The sequence below is a fragment of the Exiguobacterium sp. s46 genome (assembly GCF_018618875.1).
In the GTDB taxonomy this organism is placed as follows: domain Bacteria; phylum Bacillota; class Bacilli; order Exiguobacteriales; family Exiguobacteriaceae; genus Exiguobacterium_A; species Exiguobacterium_A abrahamii.
Genome location: NZ_JACSMY010000001.1, coordinates 1,549,712 through 1,567,952, shown reverse-complemented (window position 1 = coordinate 1,567,952; position 18,241 = coordinate 1,549,712). Strand labels below are relative to the sequence as shown.

General features: G+C 46.7%; 13 protein-coding genes and 1 other annotated feature. Of the genes, 10 read left to right on the top strand and 3 right to left on the bottom strand.

Going from position 1 to position 18,241, the window contains the following annotated elements; translation table 11 throughout:
- Positions 1-8: 8 nt before the first annotated feature.
- The 10 genes from KNQ08_RS08270 (at position 9) to KNQ08_RS08225 (ending at position 15,321) form a co-directional block, all read left to right on the top strand.
- On the top strand, positions 9-1,151 hold the full coding sequence (locus KNQ08_RS08270) for an AI-2E family transporter (protein WP_050677618.1): 1,143 nt from the start codon (positions 9-11) through the stop codon (positions 1,149-1,151).
- A gap of 214 nt (positions 1,152-1,365) precedes the next feature.
- Positions 1,366-2,706: a glutamyl-tRNA reductase gene (gene hemA / locus KNQ08_RS08265; RefSeq protein ID WP_029342279.1), complete on the top strand. Its 1,341-nt coding sequence runs from the start codon at positions 1,366-1,368 to the stop codon at positions 2,704-2,706.
- An 83-nt stretch (positions 2,707-2,789) separates the two neighbouring features.
- Entirely contained in the window at positions 2,790-3,716 is a 927-nt protein-coding gene (gene hemC, locus KNQ08_RS08260; protein WP_023468972.1) for a hydroxymethylbilane synthase, read from the top strand.
- Positions 3,706-4,386 carry a uroporphyrinogen-III synthase gene (locus tag KNQ08_RS08255; RefSeq protein WP_214723757.1) on the top strand — a complete coding sequence of 227 codons (681 nt, stop codon included), beginning with the start codon at positions 3,706-3,708 and terminating at the stop codon, positions 4,384-4,386. Before hemC ends, KNQ08_RS08255 begins: the two co-directional genes overlap by 11 nt.
- The gene (hemB, locus tag KNQ08_RS08250) at positions 4,383-5,372 is read left to right on the top strand and encodes a porphobilinogen synthase (RefSeq protein ID WP_023468970.1); all 990 of its coding nucleotides are present in this window, start codon (positions 4,383-4,385) and stop codon (positions 5,370-5,372) included. Before KNQ08_RS08255 ends, hemB begins: the two co-directional genes overlap by 4 nt.
- On the top strand, positions 5,369-6,679 hold the full coding sequence (gene hemL / locus KNQ08_RS08245) for a glutamate-1-semialdehyde 2,1-aminomutase (RefSeq protein WP_214771063.1): 1,311 nt from the start codon (positions 5,369-5,371) through the stop codon (positions 6,677-6,679). Before hemB ends, hemL begins: the two co-directional genes overlap by 4 nt.
- Before the next feature lie 54 nt (positions 6,680-6,733).
- Positions 6,734-6,963: a binding site (T-box leader), on the top strand.
- Between the two features lie 50 nt (positions 6,964-7,013).
- A complete protein-coding gene (locus KNQ08_RS08240) occupies positions 7,014-9,650 on the top strand; it encodes a valine--tRNA ligase (RefSeq protein ID WP_035396608.1) in 2,637 nt (878 codons plus the stop codon).
- A gap of 54 nt (positions 9,651-9,704) precedes the next feature.
- On the top strand, positions 9,705-10,937 hold the full coding sequence (locus tag KNQ08_RS08235) for a bifunctional folylpolyglutamate synthase/dihydrofolate synthase (protein ID WP_214805251.1): 1,233 nt from the start codon (positions 9,705-9,707) through the stop codon (positions 10,935-10,937).
- A gap of 82 nt (positions 10,938-11,019) precedes the next feature.
- Positions 11,020-14,616, top strand: coding sequence for a GEVED domain-containing protein (locus KNQ08_RS08230; RefSeq protein WP_214805250.1), 3,597 nt, complete (start codon positions 11,020-11,022; stop codon positions 14,614-14,616).
- 18 nt (positions 14,617-14,634) lie between these two features.
- Positions 14,635-15,321, top strand: coding sequence for an ankyrin repeat domain-containing protein (locus tag KNQ08_RS08225; RefSeq protein WP_214805249.1), 687 nt, complete (start codon positions 14,635-14,637; stop codon positions 15,319-15,321).
- A gap of 48 nt (positions 15,322-15,369) precedes the next feature.
- On the opposite strand, the gene KNQ08_RS08220 is transcribed toward KNQ08_RS08225, so the two are convergent.
- Genes KNQ08_RS08220 through KNQ08_RS08210 form a run of 3 tightly spaced genes read right to left on the bottom strand, consistent with a single transcriptional unit; the run spans position 15,370 to position 18,070 of the window.
- On the bottom strand, positions 15,370-16,941 hold the full coding sequence (locus KNQ08_RS08220; protein WP_214805248.1) for a type IV pilus modification PilV family protein: 1,572 nt from the start codon (positions 16,939-16,941) through the stop codon (positions 15,370-15,372).
- Positions 16,942-16,959: 18 nt separating this feature from the next.
- On the bottom strand, positions 16,960-17,580 hold the full coding sequence (locus KNQ08_RS08215; RefSeq protein ID WP_214805247.1) for a prepilin-type N-terminal cleavage/methylation domain-containing protein: 621 nt from the start codon (positions 17,578-17,580) through the stop codon (positions 16,960-16,962).
- Positions 17,543-18,070 carry a prepilin-type N-terminal cleavage/methylation domain-containing protein gene (locus KNQ08_RS08210; RefSeq protein ID WP_029342270.1) on the bottom strand — a complete coding sequence of 176 codons (528 nt, stop codon included), beginning with the start codon at positions 18,068-18,070 and terminating at the stop codon, positions 17,543-17,545. The genes KNQ08_RS08215 and KNQ08_RS08210 overlap by 38 nt, the downstream gene beginning before the upstream one ends.
- Positions 18,071-18,241 lie beyond the last annotated feature (171 nt).

Genomic DNA, 18,241 nt, shown 5'->3' with positions numbered 1-18,241 from the left:
TAAGTTAGGTGGAGTTGTTACGAAACAAGTGGTTTAAAGCATTAATCTGGATATTAGTGATTTTTCTCGTCATCTGGGTTGGAACGAAAATTTCATTTTTATTCCAGCCAATTCGTGTCATGTTAGCCTTGATCTTCCCGCCATTGATCATCGCAGGGATCTTCTATTACTTTACGCTTGGCATTGTGGACGCACTACAAAAACGAGTCAAGAAGCGTGGTCTTGCCGTGCTAATCGTCTTGCTTGGTTTCATTTCGATCCTGACGATTGCGGTTGCATCAATCGGACCCATCTTAGTCGAACAGGTGACGGATTTTGCGACGAGCATTCCGACACTCGTCGTTGAATTGCGTGATCAGACTTTAAATTTACGCGATCAATTGATGAACAACCGATTCATCTCGACATGGGTTCACGAGAACACGGACTTGTTTGACAAGTGGACGAATGAAGCAACATCGTATATCGGTACAGTCTTTAAGTCTGTCTCGACGTCTGTCGGAACGATTTTCGGTGTCATCTCTTCGACCGTCTTAATCATCGTCTTAGTGCCGTTCATCTTAGTTTACATGTTGCTTGACGGCTATAAGTTTCCGGATTCCGTCGTGAAGCTGTTGCCGAAAAGCTATGAAACAGAAACGCGTAAAATCTTGCACGACATGCACGTGACAGTGAAGCATTATGTCAATGGACAGGTCATCGTCTCGATCTGTGTCGGTCTCATGTCATTGATTGGCTTCTTCATCGCAGATATTCAATATGCGTTACTGCTTGCCTTATTCTGTACGGTCACGAACATCATTCCGTATCTTGGTCCCTACATCGGTGCCGTACCGGCGGTCATCGTCGGGTTCATCGATGATCCGATTAAAGCCGTCTATGCGATCATCACGATCGTCGTCGCGCAGCAAATCGAGTCGAACTTGATTTCTCCTTATGTCCAAGGAAAGACACTCAAGGTTCATCCGTTGACGATCATCATCGTCTTGCTCGTTGCTGGGAAAATCGGTGGAATCATCGGTGTCATCTTGGCGGTTCCAACATACGCAGTTTCAAAAGTCGTCGTTCAAAATATCGCTCGGATCTATCGTTTACGTCAGCAGCGTCTCGACGTACCGGACGTGACGGTATCACCTGAATCCTTGAAGTAAAGTGTAACCCTCTGCTCTTTTTAGGAGCAGAGGGTTTGTGATTTTCATGAGAGAGGGATAAGGTAGAAGAAGAGAAAAAATGAAGAAGATTTCACAACTTCGACTCATTTTAGTTTATAAATTGATTGGAATCTTTTTTATAATGGTTATAATGTAGGATAGAGAACGAAAAGATAGATCGGAACGAAATCTTTGGACGTAAGGGGTAGAGCGCATGCATATCGTAGTGGTCGGCTTGAATAACAAAACAGCGCCTGTATCAATACGCGAACAAGTCTCATTTGGGGAGCATGAGATGAAGGGAGCGGTCGTCGCATTGCGCGATGAAAAAAGTATTTTTGAAAGTGTCATCGTCTCGACATGTAATCGGACGGAACTGTACGTCGTGACGGATCAGCCACATACAGGACGGTATTATACGAAACGTTTCCTTGCAAACTGGTTCGGTTTGACGATGGAGGAACTCGAGCCGTATCTCTTCATTCATGAAGGGTTTGATGCGATGAAGCATCTGTTCCGCGTGACAAGTGGGCTTGATTCGATGATCGTCGGTGAAACGCAGATTCTTGGTCAAGTCAAGACAAGCTTCTTCATGGCGCAAAAGCTTGAAACGACAGGAACGGTTTTCAATAAACTCTTCAAAGAAGCGGTCACGCTCGCCAAACGGGCTCACGCAGAAACTGGAATCGGTGAAAATGCCGTTTCTGTCAGTGCTGCTGCTGTCACGCTTGCCGAACAGTTACTCGGATCGCTTGAAGATAAATCAATCGTCGTCATCGGTGCGGGAGAAACTGGCGAATTGACGACGCTTAACCTATATGAAGCAGGGGCACGCGATATCACGGTCTTTAACCGGACGTTAGCTAAAGCAGAAGAGGTCGCGAATCGGTTCGAAGGATCGGCACATTCGATTAACGAGATGCAGTGCGGTTTGCTTCGGGCAGACATCGTCATCTCTTCAACGGGTGCAAAACGTGCCATCATCAAACGGGAAGACATCGCGGCAGCACAGCTGTTCCGTCACGATCGTCCATTCCTCTTGATCGACATCGCCGTACCACGCGATATTGAACCGACCGTCGGTGACTTGCCAGGTGTTCATTTGTACGATGTCGATGATTTGACATCAATCGTCCAACAAAACATGGCGGAACGGATGAAGGAAGCAGCGAAGATCGAACAACGGATTGAAGCGGCAATCGCTGAGTTCGAAGGTTGGATGACGACACTTGGTGTCGTGCCGATCATCACGGAATTACGAGACCAGGCGTTACGGATTCAACAAGAAACGATGCAAAGCTTGGAACGGAAGTTACCGGAGATGTCGAAACGTGAAAAAACCGTCATTGGCAAACACATGAAATCAATCATCAACCAGTTGTTGCGTGAACCGTTGTCTTATATTAAAGATGCGGCAGCGAAGCCAGATGCCGATGAGCGGATTGCGCAGTTCATGGATACGTTCGCACTTAACGAAGACTTGTTCGAAGGGCTCGAAGATGACGTGATGACATCAGAAGAGACGACACCTTCCGCAAAAGCTGTGAACCGGTGAACAAAGCACGATTTGTGTTACAATAGAAAATGCATGGGGCGGACTTGTGCCGCCCCTTTATCATTGTACAGGGGGATTTTAGCATGCGAAAAATCATTGTTGGATCGCGAAGCTCGAAGCTAGCGATGACACAGACGAAATGGGTCATTGACCAGTTGAAACAAGCCGGCGCGCCGTATGAGTTCGAAATCAAGAACATCATCACAAAAGGGGACCGTATTTTGGATGTGACGCTCTCGAAAGTCGGCGGTAAAGGATTATTCGTAAAAGAGATCGAGCAACAGATGATTGACGAAGAAATCGATTTTGCCGTTCACAGCATGAAGGATCTACCTTCTGAATTACCGGACGGTCTCATCATCGGTGCAACACCAGCGCGTGTCGATGCGCGTGATGCCTTGATTACGAAAACAGGCGAAGGTCTTGCTTCCTTGCCGGAAGGTGCGGTTGTCGGTACGAGTAGCTTACGTCGTGGCTCGCAATTGCTAAAACTCCGCCCTGATTTAAAAATCGAATCGATTCGTGGAAACATCGACACACGACTCGATAAATTAAAGAATGGTCCGTTTGACGGGATCCTACTCGCAGCAGCTGGTCTACAACGGATGGGTTGGTCTGAAGACGTCGTCTCGGAATATCTCTCGACAGATGACATGATTCCAGCCGTCGGTCAAGGAATCCTCGGTATCGAATGTCGCGAACATGACCAAGAAGTACGTGATCTCTTGCACCTGATCCATGATCAGATGACAGAAAAAGTAGCTTACGCAGAGCGCGCTTTCTTAGCGGCGATCGAAGGTAGTTGTCACGTTCCGGTCGGTGGATTTGCAACGATCAACGAAGACATGTCAACGACACTCGTCGGATTCATTGGATCCGTCGATGGAGAGCAAATCCTACTCGAGCGCGAATCAGGTCTAGACCCGATGCAACTCGGTCAAGATGTTGCCGAACGTCTGCTTGCTTCGGGCGGTCGTGAGATTCTCGCGACACTTCCGGATGACTTGTAAGCAGGTACTCTTCACGGGCAGCCGACCACCGACGACCGAGCAGATGGCGCGACTGCGCGCCGTCGCGATCGAGTCAGTGCATTATCCTGTCATTGAAACGCGACCGGTTTCGTTTACATTGCCGAAGGGAATTGATTGGCTCATCGTGACGAGTCCGAATGGTGTCCACCGGATTGCTGATGCGTTGCCTGAATTAGCAGAAACGCGTATCGCGGTCGTCGGACGAAAGACGGCAGACGCACTTGCGAAGTACGGTCGAACAGCAGACTTCTGTCCGTCGACCTTTACAGGAGACGCACTCGTCGCAGAACTCGGACCACACTTGTCTGACGGCGATCATATCGTCTTTGCACGAGGGAACCGATCCCGGCAAGCACCGGTCGATCAGTTACGAAAACTGAATCGATATACGGTCGAAGATATCATCACGTATGAAACCGTCACCCGTCGGCTACCTGAAGCACTTGTCAGAACTGCCGCCTATATTGGACTGCAGAGTCCTTCCGCTGTCGAAGCGATTGCTCCATTATCCCCACAGACGACGTTCATCGTCATTGGGACGATTACGGAGCAAGCAGCAAAAGCAGCCGGACTTCAACCGATCCATGTCGCCCGTGAATTCACGGTAGACGGCATGATTGATCGTATCATTGAGGAGGAATCAGCATGAACACATTAGAATACGCACGTCACCGTCGTTTGCGTCATACCGCATCACTCCGGTCACTCGTCCGCGAGAATCAATTGCATAAATCAGATTTGATTTATCCGATCTTCGTCGCTGAAGGCGAAGATATCAAACGCGAAGTCAGCTCGATGCCTGGCGTCTTCAACTTATCACTCGATCACTTGACGGCTGAAATCGAAGAAGTCGTTGCACTTGGAATCGAATCCGTCATCTTATTCGGTGTTCCGCACGACCATTTAAAAGACGAGCAAGGATCAGGTGCGTTTCACGATCATGGGATCGTTCAAGAAGCGACACGTCTCGTTAAGAAGGTTGCACCGCAGCTAACGGTCATTGCCGACACATGCTTATGTGAATATACGTCAACGGGTCACTGCGGTATCGTCGCCGATGGTACGGTTGATAATGATGCATCATTACCGCTCCACGTCAAGACAGCGATCTCGCAAGCACGGGCGGGTGCTGACGTCATCGCTCCATCATCAATGATGGACGGATTCGTCGCAGCGATTCGCCAAGGGTTGGACGAGAATGGCTTCAGCCATATTCCTGTCATGAGCTACGGCGTTAAATATGCGTCTGCTTATTATGGTCCATTCCGTGATGCGGCAAACTCCGCACCAGGAGAAGGCGACCGGAAAGGCTACCAAATGGATCCAGCGAACCGTCGTGAAGCGTTCCGTGAAGCAACAGCGGACGTCGATCAAGGAGCTGACTTCATGATCGTCAAACCAGCGCTCGCTTTCATGGATATCATTCGTGATGTGCGTGAACGAATCGATTTACCGATCGTCGCCTATAACGTATCGGGTGAGTATGCCATGGTGAAAGCAGCAGCCTTGAACGGCTGGATCGACGAAGAACGAATCGTCCTTGAGACGATGCTTGGCTTTAAACGAGCAGGCGCTGATTTAATCATCACCTATTTCGCAAAAGACATTTGTCGTTACCTGGAGGGGTCGAAATGAGCTTAATTAACCAGAACTCAAAATCAAAAGCAGCATTCGAGCGGGCGCTCCCGCTCATGCCGGGTGGCGTCAACAGCCCGGTTCGTGCTTATAAATCGGTCGGGATGACACCGATTTTCGCAGATCATGCGAAAGGATCGAAGCTCTATGATATCGACGGAAAAGAGTATATCGATTACGTCTTGTCATGGGGACCGATGATCCTTGGTCACGCCGATCCAATCGTCACGTCAGCGATCCAAGAACAAGCGACACGTGGCTGGAGCTACGGGACACCAACGGAAATCGAATCAGCGATGGCGGAAGTCGTCATCAGCCGTGTTCCATCGGTCGAAGTCGTCCGGATGGTCAACTCAGGGACAGAAGCGACGATGGCTGCCCTTCGTCTCGCACGCGGCTATACAGGTCGGACGAAAATCCTCAAATTCGAAGGCTGTTACCATGGTCACGGCGACTCGCTCTTGATCAAAGCAGGGTCAGGTGTCGCGACACTCGGACTACCGGATTCACCAGGCGTTCCGGCGCAAATCGCGAGCATGACGCTGACGGTTCCATACAACGATTTGGACGCTGTCCGGATCGCGTTCGAAAAACACGGCGACGATATCGCTGGTGTCATCGTCGAACCGGCTGCTGGGAACATGGGCTTCGTGCCACCAGAACCAGGCTTCCTCGAAGGCTTACGGGAGATCACATCGGAAAACGGCGCTTTATTGATCTTTGACGAAGTCATGACCGGTTTCCGTGTCGGATTCCACTGTGCGCAAGGACATTTCGGTGTCACACCGGACATCACATGTCTCGGTAAAGTCATCGGCGGCGGCATGCCAGTCGGGGCTTACGGCGGACGTCGTGACATTATGGAACAGATCGCACCACAAGGTCCAATCTATCAAGCGGGTACATTATCCGGGAACCCACTCGCGATGGCAGCGGGTCTAGCGACATTGACACAATTGAAACCAGAACACTATGCAGAGTTCGACCGGAAAGCGAGCCGTTTGTCAGAAGGCTACCTGAATGCTGCGGCGAAATATAACATTCCGCTGACGACGAACCGCGCAGGCGCGATGTTTGGTGTCTTCTTTACGAATGAACGTGTCACGAACTTCGAAAAAGCGAAAACATCGAACCTTGAGATGTTCCGTTCGTATTATCAAAAGATGGCGGCGCGTGGTGTCTTCTTACCACCGTCACAATTCGAAGGTCTCTTCCTGTCGATCGCCCATACGGACGAAGACATCGAACGGACGATCGAAGCCGTCGAATTGACGTTCCAAGAACTCCAAGTTGAATTTGGTCGTTAAGCAGTTCTTGACGATTACTTGAACTCTCGGCTAAAATGAGTAAAGAAGAAAATGGCAACAGCGATGACGGGAAGAGTAATCCTGTATTCGTACCGGTGTAGAGAACACATCCTTGGCTGAAAGATGTGACGGGCGAACAGGAGGAAGGTCACCCCACGAGCTGGTATCGTGAGTCTTACGAGCGATATCCGTCCTCCACACGTTACGTGGCTCGAGGGCATCCGATTTTGGATGAACTAAGGTGGTACCGCGGAAAAAAGCAACGGCTTTCTTTCGTCCTTAGCATAGGACGAGAGAAGCCGTTTTTATTATGGACAAAAAGGGAGCGATCAGGATGCAGGAATTATCAATGCCAACGAAGTATGATCCGCAGGCAACGGAAGAAAAATGGTACGACTTTTGGGTGAAAGGTGACTATTTCAAAGCCGATCAGGATCCAGAAAAAGAGCCGTACACGATTGTCATTCCACCACCGAACGTCACAGGTAAATTGCACCTTGGTCACGCGTGGGACACGACGTTACAAGATATGCTGACACGGATGAAGCGGATGCAAGGGTTTGACGTCCTTTATCTACCAGGAATGGACCATGCCGGTATCGCGACGCAAGCAAAAGTCGAACAAAAACTGCGGGCAGAAGGACAATCACGTCTTGAAATGGGTCGTGAGAAATTCCTTGAGCAATCATGGGCATGGAAAGAAGAGTACGCGTCAACGATCCGTGCACAATGGGCAAAACTTGGTCTTGGACTCGATTATTCGCGTGAACGCTTCACGCTCGACGAAGGATTGTCGGAAGCGGTTCAAGAAGTCTTCGTGAAACTTTACGAAAAAGGCTTGATCTACCGCGGCGAATACATCGTTAACTGGGACCCAGCGACGAAAACAGCGATCTCGGATATCGAAGTCATCTACAAGGATATCGAAGGTGCGTTCTATCACTTCAGCTATCCACTAACGGACGGTTCAGGTCACGTTGAACTAGCGACGACACGTCCTGAGACGATGCTCGGTGATACAGCGATCGCCGTGAACCCGAAGGATGAGCGTTATGCTCACCTCGTCGGAAAAACAATCACGTTACCAATCGTTGGTCGCGAGATTCCGATTGTTGCCGATGACTATGTCGACATGGAGTTCGGTACAGGTGTCGTTAAGATTACACCAGCGCACGACCCGAACGACTTCGAAGTCGGTAACCGTCACGAGTTACCACGTGTCCTCGTCATGAATGAAGATGGAACGATGAACGAGAACGCAGGGAAATACGAAGGTATGGATCGCTTCGAATGCCGGAAACAAATCGTTGAAGATTTAAAAGCAGAAGGTGTTCTAATCAAAATCGAACCACACTTGCACTCTGTCGGTCACTCGGAGCGTTCAGACGCGATCGTTGAGCCGTATCTTTCACTCCAATGGTTCGTCAAAATGGAACCACTCGCGCAAAAAGCACTCGAGGAGCAACAAGGACCAGACAAGGTCAACTTCGTTCCACAACGCTTTGAGAACACGTATGTGCGCTGGATGGAAAACATCCGTGACTGGTGTGTCAGCCGTCAACTCTGGTGGGGACACCGGATTCCGGCTTGGTACCATAAAGAAACAGGCGAAGTATACGTTGGCAAGGAAGCACCAGCCGATATCGAGAACTGGGAGCAAGACAACGATGTTCTTGATACGTGGTTCTCTTCAGCGCTTTGGCCGTTCTCGACGATGGGATGGCCGAACACGGACGCAGCGGATTATCAAAAATACTTCCCGACATCGACACTCGTTACGGGTTATGACATCATCGCTTTCTGGGTATCACGGATGATCTTCCAATCGTATGAATTTACAGGACAACGTCCATTCCAAGACGTCTTGATCCACGGATTGATTCGTGATTCGGAAGGACGCAAGATGTCGAAATCCCTCGGGAACGGAATCGACCCGATGGATGTCATTGAGAAGTATGGTGCCGATTCACTTCGTTGGTTCCTAACGACAGGATCGACGCCAGGGAACGATCTCCGTTTCTACTGGGAAAAGATCGAAGCAACATGGAACTTCTCGAACAAACTGTGGAACGCAAGCCGTTTTGCCTTGATGAACATGGATGGTCTAACGTTTGATCAGATCGATTTGACAGGTGAGAAGTCACTCGCAGATAAATGGATCTTGACACGCTTACAGACGACGATCGACGATGTGACGCGTCTGTCGGACAAATATGAGTTTGGTGAAGCGGGACGTATTCTCTATCACTTCATCTGGGAAGACTTCTGTAACTGGTACATCGAGATGGCGAAATTACCGCTCAACGGGGAAGATGAAGCAGCGAAGCAGACGACGCGTTCGGTTCTTGCCTATACGCTCGACCGGATCATGCGTCTGATGCATCCATTCATGCCGTTCATCACGGAAGAAATCTGGCAACACTTACCGCATGAAGGTGAGACGATCACACGTGCTGCATGGCCAACACGCGAGGCATCACTCGACTTCCCGGAAGCTGTTCCAGCATTCGAAGCAGTTCAGAACGTCATCCGTTCGGTTCGTAACATCCGCGCGGAAGTGAACGCACCGATGTCGAAACAGATCCAACTGTTCATCTCGACGAATGACGCACGTGTTCAAGACGACTTGTCGTCAAACAGCTCGTACTTGCAAAAGTTCACGAACGCGTCTGAACTCCGGATTGAAGAACAGATGCCGGCGCCAGAAAAAGCAATGAGTGCGATTGTAACGGGAGCAGAATTGTTCATCCCACTCGCGGACTTGATCAACATCGAGGAAGAAATCGCGCGCTTGAATAAAGAACTCGTCAAGTATACGAAAGAAGTCGAACGGGTCGAGAAAAAACTCAACAACCCTGGCTTCGTCGGCAAAGCACCAGCACATGTCATTGATGAAGAAAAAGCGAAGGCACTTGATTATACGGAAAAACGTCAAGCTGTCGAAGCACGTATCAACGAACTCTCACACTAATTACAGCAGTGGCTCAAGTCTCCTTGAGCCACTTTTTTTAAAGGAGCGAACAGCATGAGGACGCGAGAAGATGTATTGGATTGGTTATCGAGCTTACTAGCATTCGGTGTCAAACCGGGTCTTGAACGGATGCAGGCGATGTTACTGGGATTACAGATTGACCCGGACGCGATTCCGACGATTCATGTCGCTGGCACGAACGGAAAAGGATCGACGGTTGCGTTCTTACGTGAGATGGGGATAGCGGAAGGATTACGAATCGGGACGTTTACGTCGCCGTATATCATTCAGTTCGAGGAACGGATCATGTTGAACGGGGTACCGATTGCAGAAGATGATCTCGTCGCAGCTGCGATCGCTGTTCAAGCTGCCATCGGGCGCATCGATCCGGCACTCGGTACGGTCACTGAGTTCGAGGCATTAACAGGACTTGCTTTCTATTATTTTGATCAGATTCGTCCGGATTTCGTCATCTATGAAGTCGGACTCGGTGGGTTGTATGATTCGACGAACGTCTTCAAGAAGCCGGTCGCAGCGATCATCACATCAATCGGCCACGATCATCAAGCGATTCTCGGAGATACGCTCCAAGAGATCGCCTTACAAAAGTTCGGGATCATTAAACAGGGGACACCGGTCATTGCCGGGAAACTGCAAGAAGAACTGACGGTGCCGTTAATGGCATATTGCGGTGACCGAAATGCAACGTTGAAATGGAGTCAGGAAGCGATCATCCGTTATCGATTAAAAGAGACGGGTACCTGGGCGACATACGATGGAATACCAGAGACACGCTTAGGGCTCGAAGGCCATCATCAAGTTCATAATGCGGCGAACGCTGTCATTTGTGCGCGGCGCCTCGGCTGGTCGAAAGCGGCAATCCGAAAAGGATTACGGGAAGCAAAACATCCGGGACGGTTTGAGATCATCTCCCGCAAACCACGGATCATTCTCGATGGTGCCCATAACCCGGAAGGCATCACGGCACTCGTTGAACGCTTAAAAGAGGAATCGAAGCCGGTGACGTTGCTTTGTTCGATTTTGCGTGACAAAGATCGGACAGCGATGCTTGAGCAGTTACGCAACATCACACCAGATATTTACGAAACGACATTTGATTTTCCGCGTGCGCGGACACTTGATGAGTTGAAGCAAGACGGAGCAAACGTAACGACAGTCGAAGCATTCTTCGAGCAATTAGAAGTAAACCGGACATACGTCGTGACGGGATCACTCTATTTCATTAGTGAAGTACGTCACTACTTCGCTTCTTCTTTTACAAAATAGGGGAAACTCTGATTCTCTCGTTATAATGAAATGGGGGAGTATAGTCCCATATCTCAATGACACGATGAGGAGACGATAAGTGATGAAACAGTGGGTCCGTCTAGCCTTAGCCATCTTACTGATTTTTTCAAGTTTTACGTATATACATGAGCCACATTCCAAAGCGGCAACGGGTGAAAAGTTTAAGATTTTAGAGATTCGAGATGACTGGTCGACGACGAACCGGATTGACCCGGGAACGACCATTACATCGTTGTCACTGTTAAAAGACTTGAATACTAGTCAATACGAAATCAAGATGATGACGGTCAAAGAGTTGAATGCGTCTCGTTTTCCACTTGATGGCGCATTTGATGCGATCGTTTTTGATCCATCTATTTTTACTGGAACAGACCGTTATTCGATTACAGTATCTGATACATCCAAAAAACATAATACGAGTAAAATTGAGAATGATATTACGAAGTTAAAAGCGAATGAGATTTTGACGAACTATATTCAAAAAGGATTACCCGTCTTTTTACACGCTGATGTGTTAACACATGCAACGAGTAATTTCACTTCGATTTTTAAGCCAAGCATGACGTCTGGTGCTGCGATTGCCTATACGGATTCAAAACAGGTCGTCTCCCGATTACAATCCGAAAAAATTGAACGACCTCGTTTAAGCAAGGTAGCGGTTTCGCAGGCTGGTCAATCGTTAACATCGGTGGATAAAGCAGCACCGGCTTCACCAGATAAACCAATTGATTTTAATTTTACGCTTGATCAAACTACGGCTAATACACGTGTCCAGTTGTATATTGACTTTAATAGTAACGACCAATTTGATGAGTCGGAGAAAGTCGACGAGAAAGTAGCTACAGTTTCTGGTTCAGTATCGTATCGCTTTGATGCACCAAGTTATACGGGACCACGGAATTGGATGATTCGACTCGTAAGTGAAGATGGGCTAACGGATTATAAGATGGGAAGCTTTTTAATGCAGGATCAAGAAGCTAAAGCAAAAATTTTACAAGTCACGCGTTCGGGCTCAAATGGATCCATTAATGGATTCATGTCGGGCTCATTGTTAAAACAAGATGGGTTATATGACTTCAATGTAGAAGTCATTTCTGCGGACACGTTTAACAAAACGTATGCCAGTAAAAATATAAATACATCCTATGATATGCTAATCTTCGGTTTTCAGGATTCGTATGGTGCAGCTTCACTAAGTGATCCTGCATCAGATGCTATTCTTAACTTCACGAATACGGGGCAAGGTTTGATGCTGACACATGATACGATCTTTAGACCGGCACAATCCAGCAAACCAGAGCTATTCTGGGAAGCAAAGTTTGCAGATCTCGCAGGTCAAAAGAACTTTACGAACATGGGGTACGCGGCACCTCGAACATCGGGTCAAGCAGTCAAACAAAATGCGGGCGTCATGACTTCTTATCCATTTGCCTTAGCTGATACGGTTGCTATCGCAACGACACACAATCAATACTTTGGTCTGGATCTTGAACAACCGGACTTGATTCCATGGTATAACATCCGTGAAAACAACCTCAGTAGTTCGAATCAGGCTGCCGGAAGAACAATTGGTGATGCACGCAACCACTATTATATGTATACCAAAGGAAACGTTACGTATTCAGGAGCAGGGCATACTTCGAGCTTTAATCAACAACAAGAAAAAGAACTATTCTCAAACACGATGTACCGTGCTTTCATTGGTGCGAACCATAAGCCTTTAATCAAGAATATCTTACCAACGGATAAATCAAGTTACCTCGAGAACGAACCGTTGACGATCTCGTATCAAGTCAACGACTACGACCTACAAGATCGTGAGTTAAAGACGCGCATCTACATTGATGATGAGAAAGTTTTTGAAAACAATAAATTGAAAAATAACTCGTTCGTTAGTCAATCATTCGATTCAAAGCTCAAAGGGAAGACGAGTGTGACGATCCGGATTGAAGCAGAGGATCAACGAGGAGCCAAAACAATTGAGACACGAACGGTTCAAGTCGTTCGTCCCGCTGCATCTATGCCTTTCGTCCTTTCGCGCTCGATTGATCCAGCTACGATTCCAAAAGGGGAAACAGCGGATATCACCTACACCGTCAAAACGTCTCCGATGATGCAAAAGGATGCCATTGGTAACAACGGATACATCATGGGACAATTCTCAGTAACGATGGAAAATATCCTGTTCAATGAACAATTTCCTAGTAACCTTGAGATACTCTCAACGACGGGTCTGACAGGAACGAATATAACTGGTCAGACGATAAAAGGGAGACTACCGGATATCGAATACGATGAGGCGATTTCAGGTGTTCATAAAGGTGAATGGATCGCAGATCAATCAGAAGTAACATTCACTGTCAAAGTGCGTGCCAAAGACACTGCAGGAGTTCATGTGCTTGATAAAAAAGATAATACGCTGACATCAACGAAAAACGTCTACCGAGATAAAAAGAACGGAAAAGATAAATCAACAACTGTCACCAATGATCCACAAGCTTTTCCGACGATTGGTTATGCACTGACACCATCCTATGCGACAAGTGCGAAAATTCCGTCCGTCAAGATGGATATCACGACACCATCATATAAAGTTTTACCAGAAATCAGTCCTATAGGTAGTCAGTACGGCACGTTAAAATGGTCAATCGTAGATTCAGAAATCGCATCTATCGATGAAGCTGGTGTCATCAAGCCGAAAAAAGTCGGGACGACACAAATTAAACTCGTCGTACCAGTCGGAAACGGTAAAGAGTTGACGGCGACTTCTGAACTTGTCATCAATGATGTGTTCGGAGGACTCATCGTCCGAAACGTGCCAGATACGTTATATGTCGGCGAAACAAAATCAATGACAGGAATCGCTTCGATGGTATCGGGAAGCAATACGCCGATTCAGTGGATCATAACGAATGATTCGCGTGTTACGACAAGTGGCTTAACTAAGAATACGTTGGAGTTGACAGGAAAAACACCAGGCACAGTCACGGTCAAAGCCGTCGTACCTGCGACAGCTGGAAGCTCGACTTATCTTGCCCAATCAACGACGTATACGATTCAAGTCAAGTTGCCAGAATTATCCGTTTCCCCAAGTAATCTGGAACTGTGGGTTGGATCGAATCAAGATGTAACGGCGACATTCAATCCGAACTATCCATTACCATTTACGACTTCAACTGTTAGTAATGCAATTGAATTGAAACAGACGGCATCGGGTTATACGATCACGGGTAAAACCGGCACACCAAACGGACCGGTCGAAGCGTTGTTGAAGTTAACTGATTTCCCGGATACAGTCGCGAAGACGCTTGTACGAGTACGTGAGAACCCACTTAATCTGACAGCCGATGATATCGCGATGACGATGAAGGATGATAAAAAATCACCGATTCTGCGCTGGTTCCCAGTGACGACGACAGAACGCTTCTATCGGTTGGAAGTGCTTCAGGGTAAGGAGTACGTCAAAATTGATCCGACAGGACAAGCGCTACAACCACTTCGTCCAGGTGTGGCACGCATCAAAGTAACGGCATTAAAAGAAAACAAAGATGTGCTCGAAGTCATGAAAGACAATCAAAAAACACCACTAACGACGACATTCAAGGTGACGATCGGTTCTGAGTCAGGAACGTCAGACTTGGATGGAGATGTTTATTAAGAAGTGGGGACGCTATCTATGAAACGCAAACGAATCATTGTCATCCTCTTGATTTTAATCATTATTGGAATCGGGGGAGCGATATATGTTACGAAATCAAATCAACAAGCAGCACTGGAACAAGGACTGCGTTCAGAAAAACCAGAACGACTTGCGAACGCATTAAAAGATGCTTCTTTATCAACAAAGGAGAAAAATCGTTACATCCGTCGCTTCCAGGAAACACTCGCTTTTGACAAAGCAAAACTCCTTCTTGATGAGCAGACCGTAAAAAATAAAGCGAACTGGTTTTATGCGGCGCAGTTCGCGCCGCGTAGCACGGTCGCTGAATGGTTGGCAGAAGGTGCAAAAATCAGCCAATTGAATGCACAAGGTCAGTCGGTTCTTCATGTTGCAACGAGTGTGAATCGATCGATTGATGCGTATGCTCTTTTGATAAAAAAAGCGTCGAAAAAAGAGCTCAATCGGATCGATGACTTTGGTCATACACCACTCTTTTATGCGACACTAGATCAAAATGAGGCAGCGATTGAACTGTTGTTAGAAGCAGGAGCTGATTCGAATCGTGGGAAAGAGAAACCTGTCTATGAAACGGTCAAACAAAATCGAAAAGATTTGTACGCCATGTTAGAACAGAACGGTGCAACGGTAGAAAGCAAAAAGGTGAAAAAGTTCGCTAAGGAATACCGAGCAACAAAATTCTAGTCAAAAAAGAGTCATTCGTCGCAAGCGAATGACTCTTTTTTATGTGTGTTACGGTTGAACGCGTTTTGGTGTTTCGACATACAATTGGACCGCTCGATTAAGTGGAAGTAAGGCTGTTGGATTTTTTAATACCGTCGCATCATACGCCATACGTAGACGGGATGCTTCAAAGTCAGATGATTTGTTAGCGACCATCAGTTTTTCGAGTTCTCTTACGTTTGCAGGAAACGCATTTTCTGGTAAGTCCAATTTTCCACGATAGGCGTTGACTTCTAGATTACCCTTCGTAAAAATACCACCGCGTACATTCATCGTCGAACCTACAGAGTAAATCGTATTTTTTTGATTGTCATCACTATATAGAAAGGCATTTAAATCAGGTGTAGTTGTTTGGGGCGTCGAAAATTTATTGACGCGGTTAATGACGAGATTTCCTTTACTGAGTAAAATCAATGTATTTTGTTTAGCTGTTGAAGTCAGCCCTTGAATGTTTGCGTCATCCAGACGACTTGTTCCGGTCGCATAAATCGTCGTTGCAAATCCAACATTTCCTCGAATCAGTAAGTTGCCAAGAACGACGAGAGGACGCTTGATCTCAAGCGGCTGGGTCAAAGGGTTCAAGGAAGAGATCGTTAAGTTCCCGTTAATGATTAAAGGTTCGAGTGTTTCTTGAACAAGATCATCTGTCAATGTCACGGTATTGCCTGTGTTTAATGCTGGACTAATCATTTGTCGCTTTGTATCAAGTTCTGTTAAAAAAGGTCCCGTTAATATAGATTGTGGAATCGAGGAGTTTTTCAATGTAGACGCGACTTGTGTAAGAGGCGTATTCACCGGTAGTTTCAGAAAGTCGTTCAACGCATAATCAAAATCGAACGGAACGAGTGTTTCTTTCGTTGATACTAGCTCTGTTGCACCTTTCGGATCAAAAATCGTTTTATCACACACAAGGTAATCTCCGCACTTCAGTAATGGCTGATTCTTCTCTTGAAAAACGCGTACCTGACCTGCGATATAAGGAAGTGCTTTGGTATTAGTGAAGATCCCATCCTCATCGTTGTATTTAAATATCGGGGTCGCAGTTGCTTGCAGGGCGTTGCGGGAAAAAATATTACCTTCGATCAAGGGAGCGCCATTTAAGATGACTTGATCATCTGAACCTAACGTATAGTACAAAAAACTAGGAATCGCAGACAAATAGACACGTTGTCGATACGTTTTTTTGATTGCTGGCTGATCGCCTTTTTGTTTTGAAACTGTCGCTGTTAAATCAAGCGCTTTGACACGAACGTTCGATGCGGCTTCATTTAGCTTGACGGTCACGTTCGGAACGATTGTTTTTAAGGGTAAGACGATAGAGCTGTCGAGATTCTCAAATAATGCTTGAGAAGAAGTCGTTGGCGAAGTCCCAGTCGTCTTTGAAACGATATTCTGGAGGGAGGCGACTGCTAAATCAAGATCATTTTGTGTCGTCGTCTCGACATCGATATCCGTCTCGCGGATTTCGGTTAGGCGAGTTGACTGTAAACTGATGCCAATCGTCGCAACAGCGAGGACAGACAGGACGGTTAAAGTCACAAGAACGAAAAGTAATGTATAGCCTTGTTCGGATTTACGCATACCGTGTTCCTTTCTGAGTTAAAATCCAATCGTACTCGTGAAGGTCTGGACTTCTTCTTGATCTGTCGATTGAATTGTAGTTGTAATCGTTAAAATACCGTGAATGACGTAGCGCCCCGGATATGTTCCTGATGTAATGGTTTGATACTCGGGACTCGATAACTTGAACGTTTGAAGTAATTCCGTTTGGTCGTCGATCGACTGTGGTGTCGATTCGTACGTTAGTTCGGTGCTGTCTAAAGTTTGTTCTGCGAACGTATAACGGACGGGTGTCGCTTCCTTCTCTGAAGCAGATGCTTCTTCTGTTGCGTTAAAAGGTTCAAATCCACTGGCGCGTTCAAGTAATCCAGTGTCTGCGTTCAAAACAGGAAGTGTTTGTTTATAAAACGATAACTGTTTTGCTTCATCGATCCGAATCGCATCAAATCCACTGATTTCGTTTAATATGATACCGACTCGACTATCAGCTTCACTACGCAGTTCACTGATGATTCCAGTTGCCCGAAAGCTTTTCGTACCAGAGATGAACACAGTCAGGATGACAGCACTGAAAATCGAGGCAATGACGATGGCGACGAGTAGTTCGACGAGCGAGAAGCCGTCATTTTGTTGTCGGAAAACTTTGATTGAGCGTCGCATTCGTAATCGATCCTTTCAATGATGTAATCGGTTCAGTTGTTCCTTCTATGTAGACGAATACATGGAGGTCGAGGAGATTCGGATTAACGACTCCTTCGAGTTTCCGAGGTGTCACACTGTATTTGACTTCAAAGGCAATATTATTGATTTCAGGATTAGTAAAGATTGATGAGCAAATAGCCGATAGTTCACAAGAAGGAGACGTGGGCTCTGGAATGACATATTTTCCATTCAGATAAGTCGCTTTGTCTGCCTGTGTAGATAGAGAACTGAAGGCGAAGGGTTCATCACTTGTCGCTTCTAAAGCTTCTCGTTTGATATAAGAGGTTGCGTTTTTTGCCAGATAATTCGCAAACGTCAACTCCGTACTGTCGCGTGAGGCAGCTAGTGACTGAGAAAAAATGCTGATCAGAGAGACCGATATAATAGATAAGATCGTAATACTGACTAATACTTCGATTAGCGAAAAACCGCCTTGCTCGCGTTGCATGGATTCACCTCTACTTCATGATAGATGAAGATGAAAGATCCTAAATGATTTTTCTAGAAAATCAAAAACAGCACCTATTCACAGATCATGAAAGGATTTGTCAGGATAGGACTTATGTTTCATCATAATATTCATTATAATGGAAATACTAGGCACCTGAAATGATTAAAT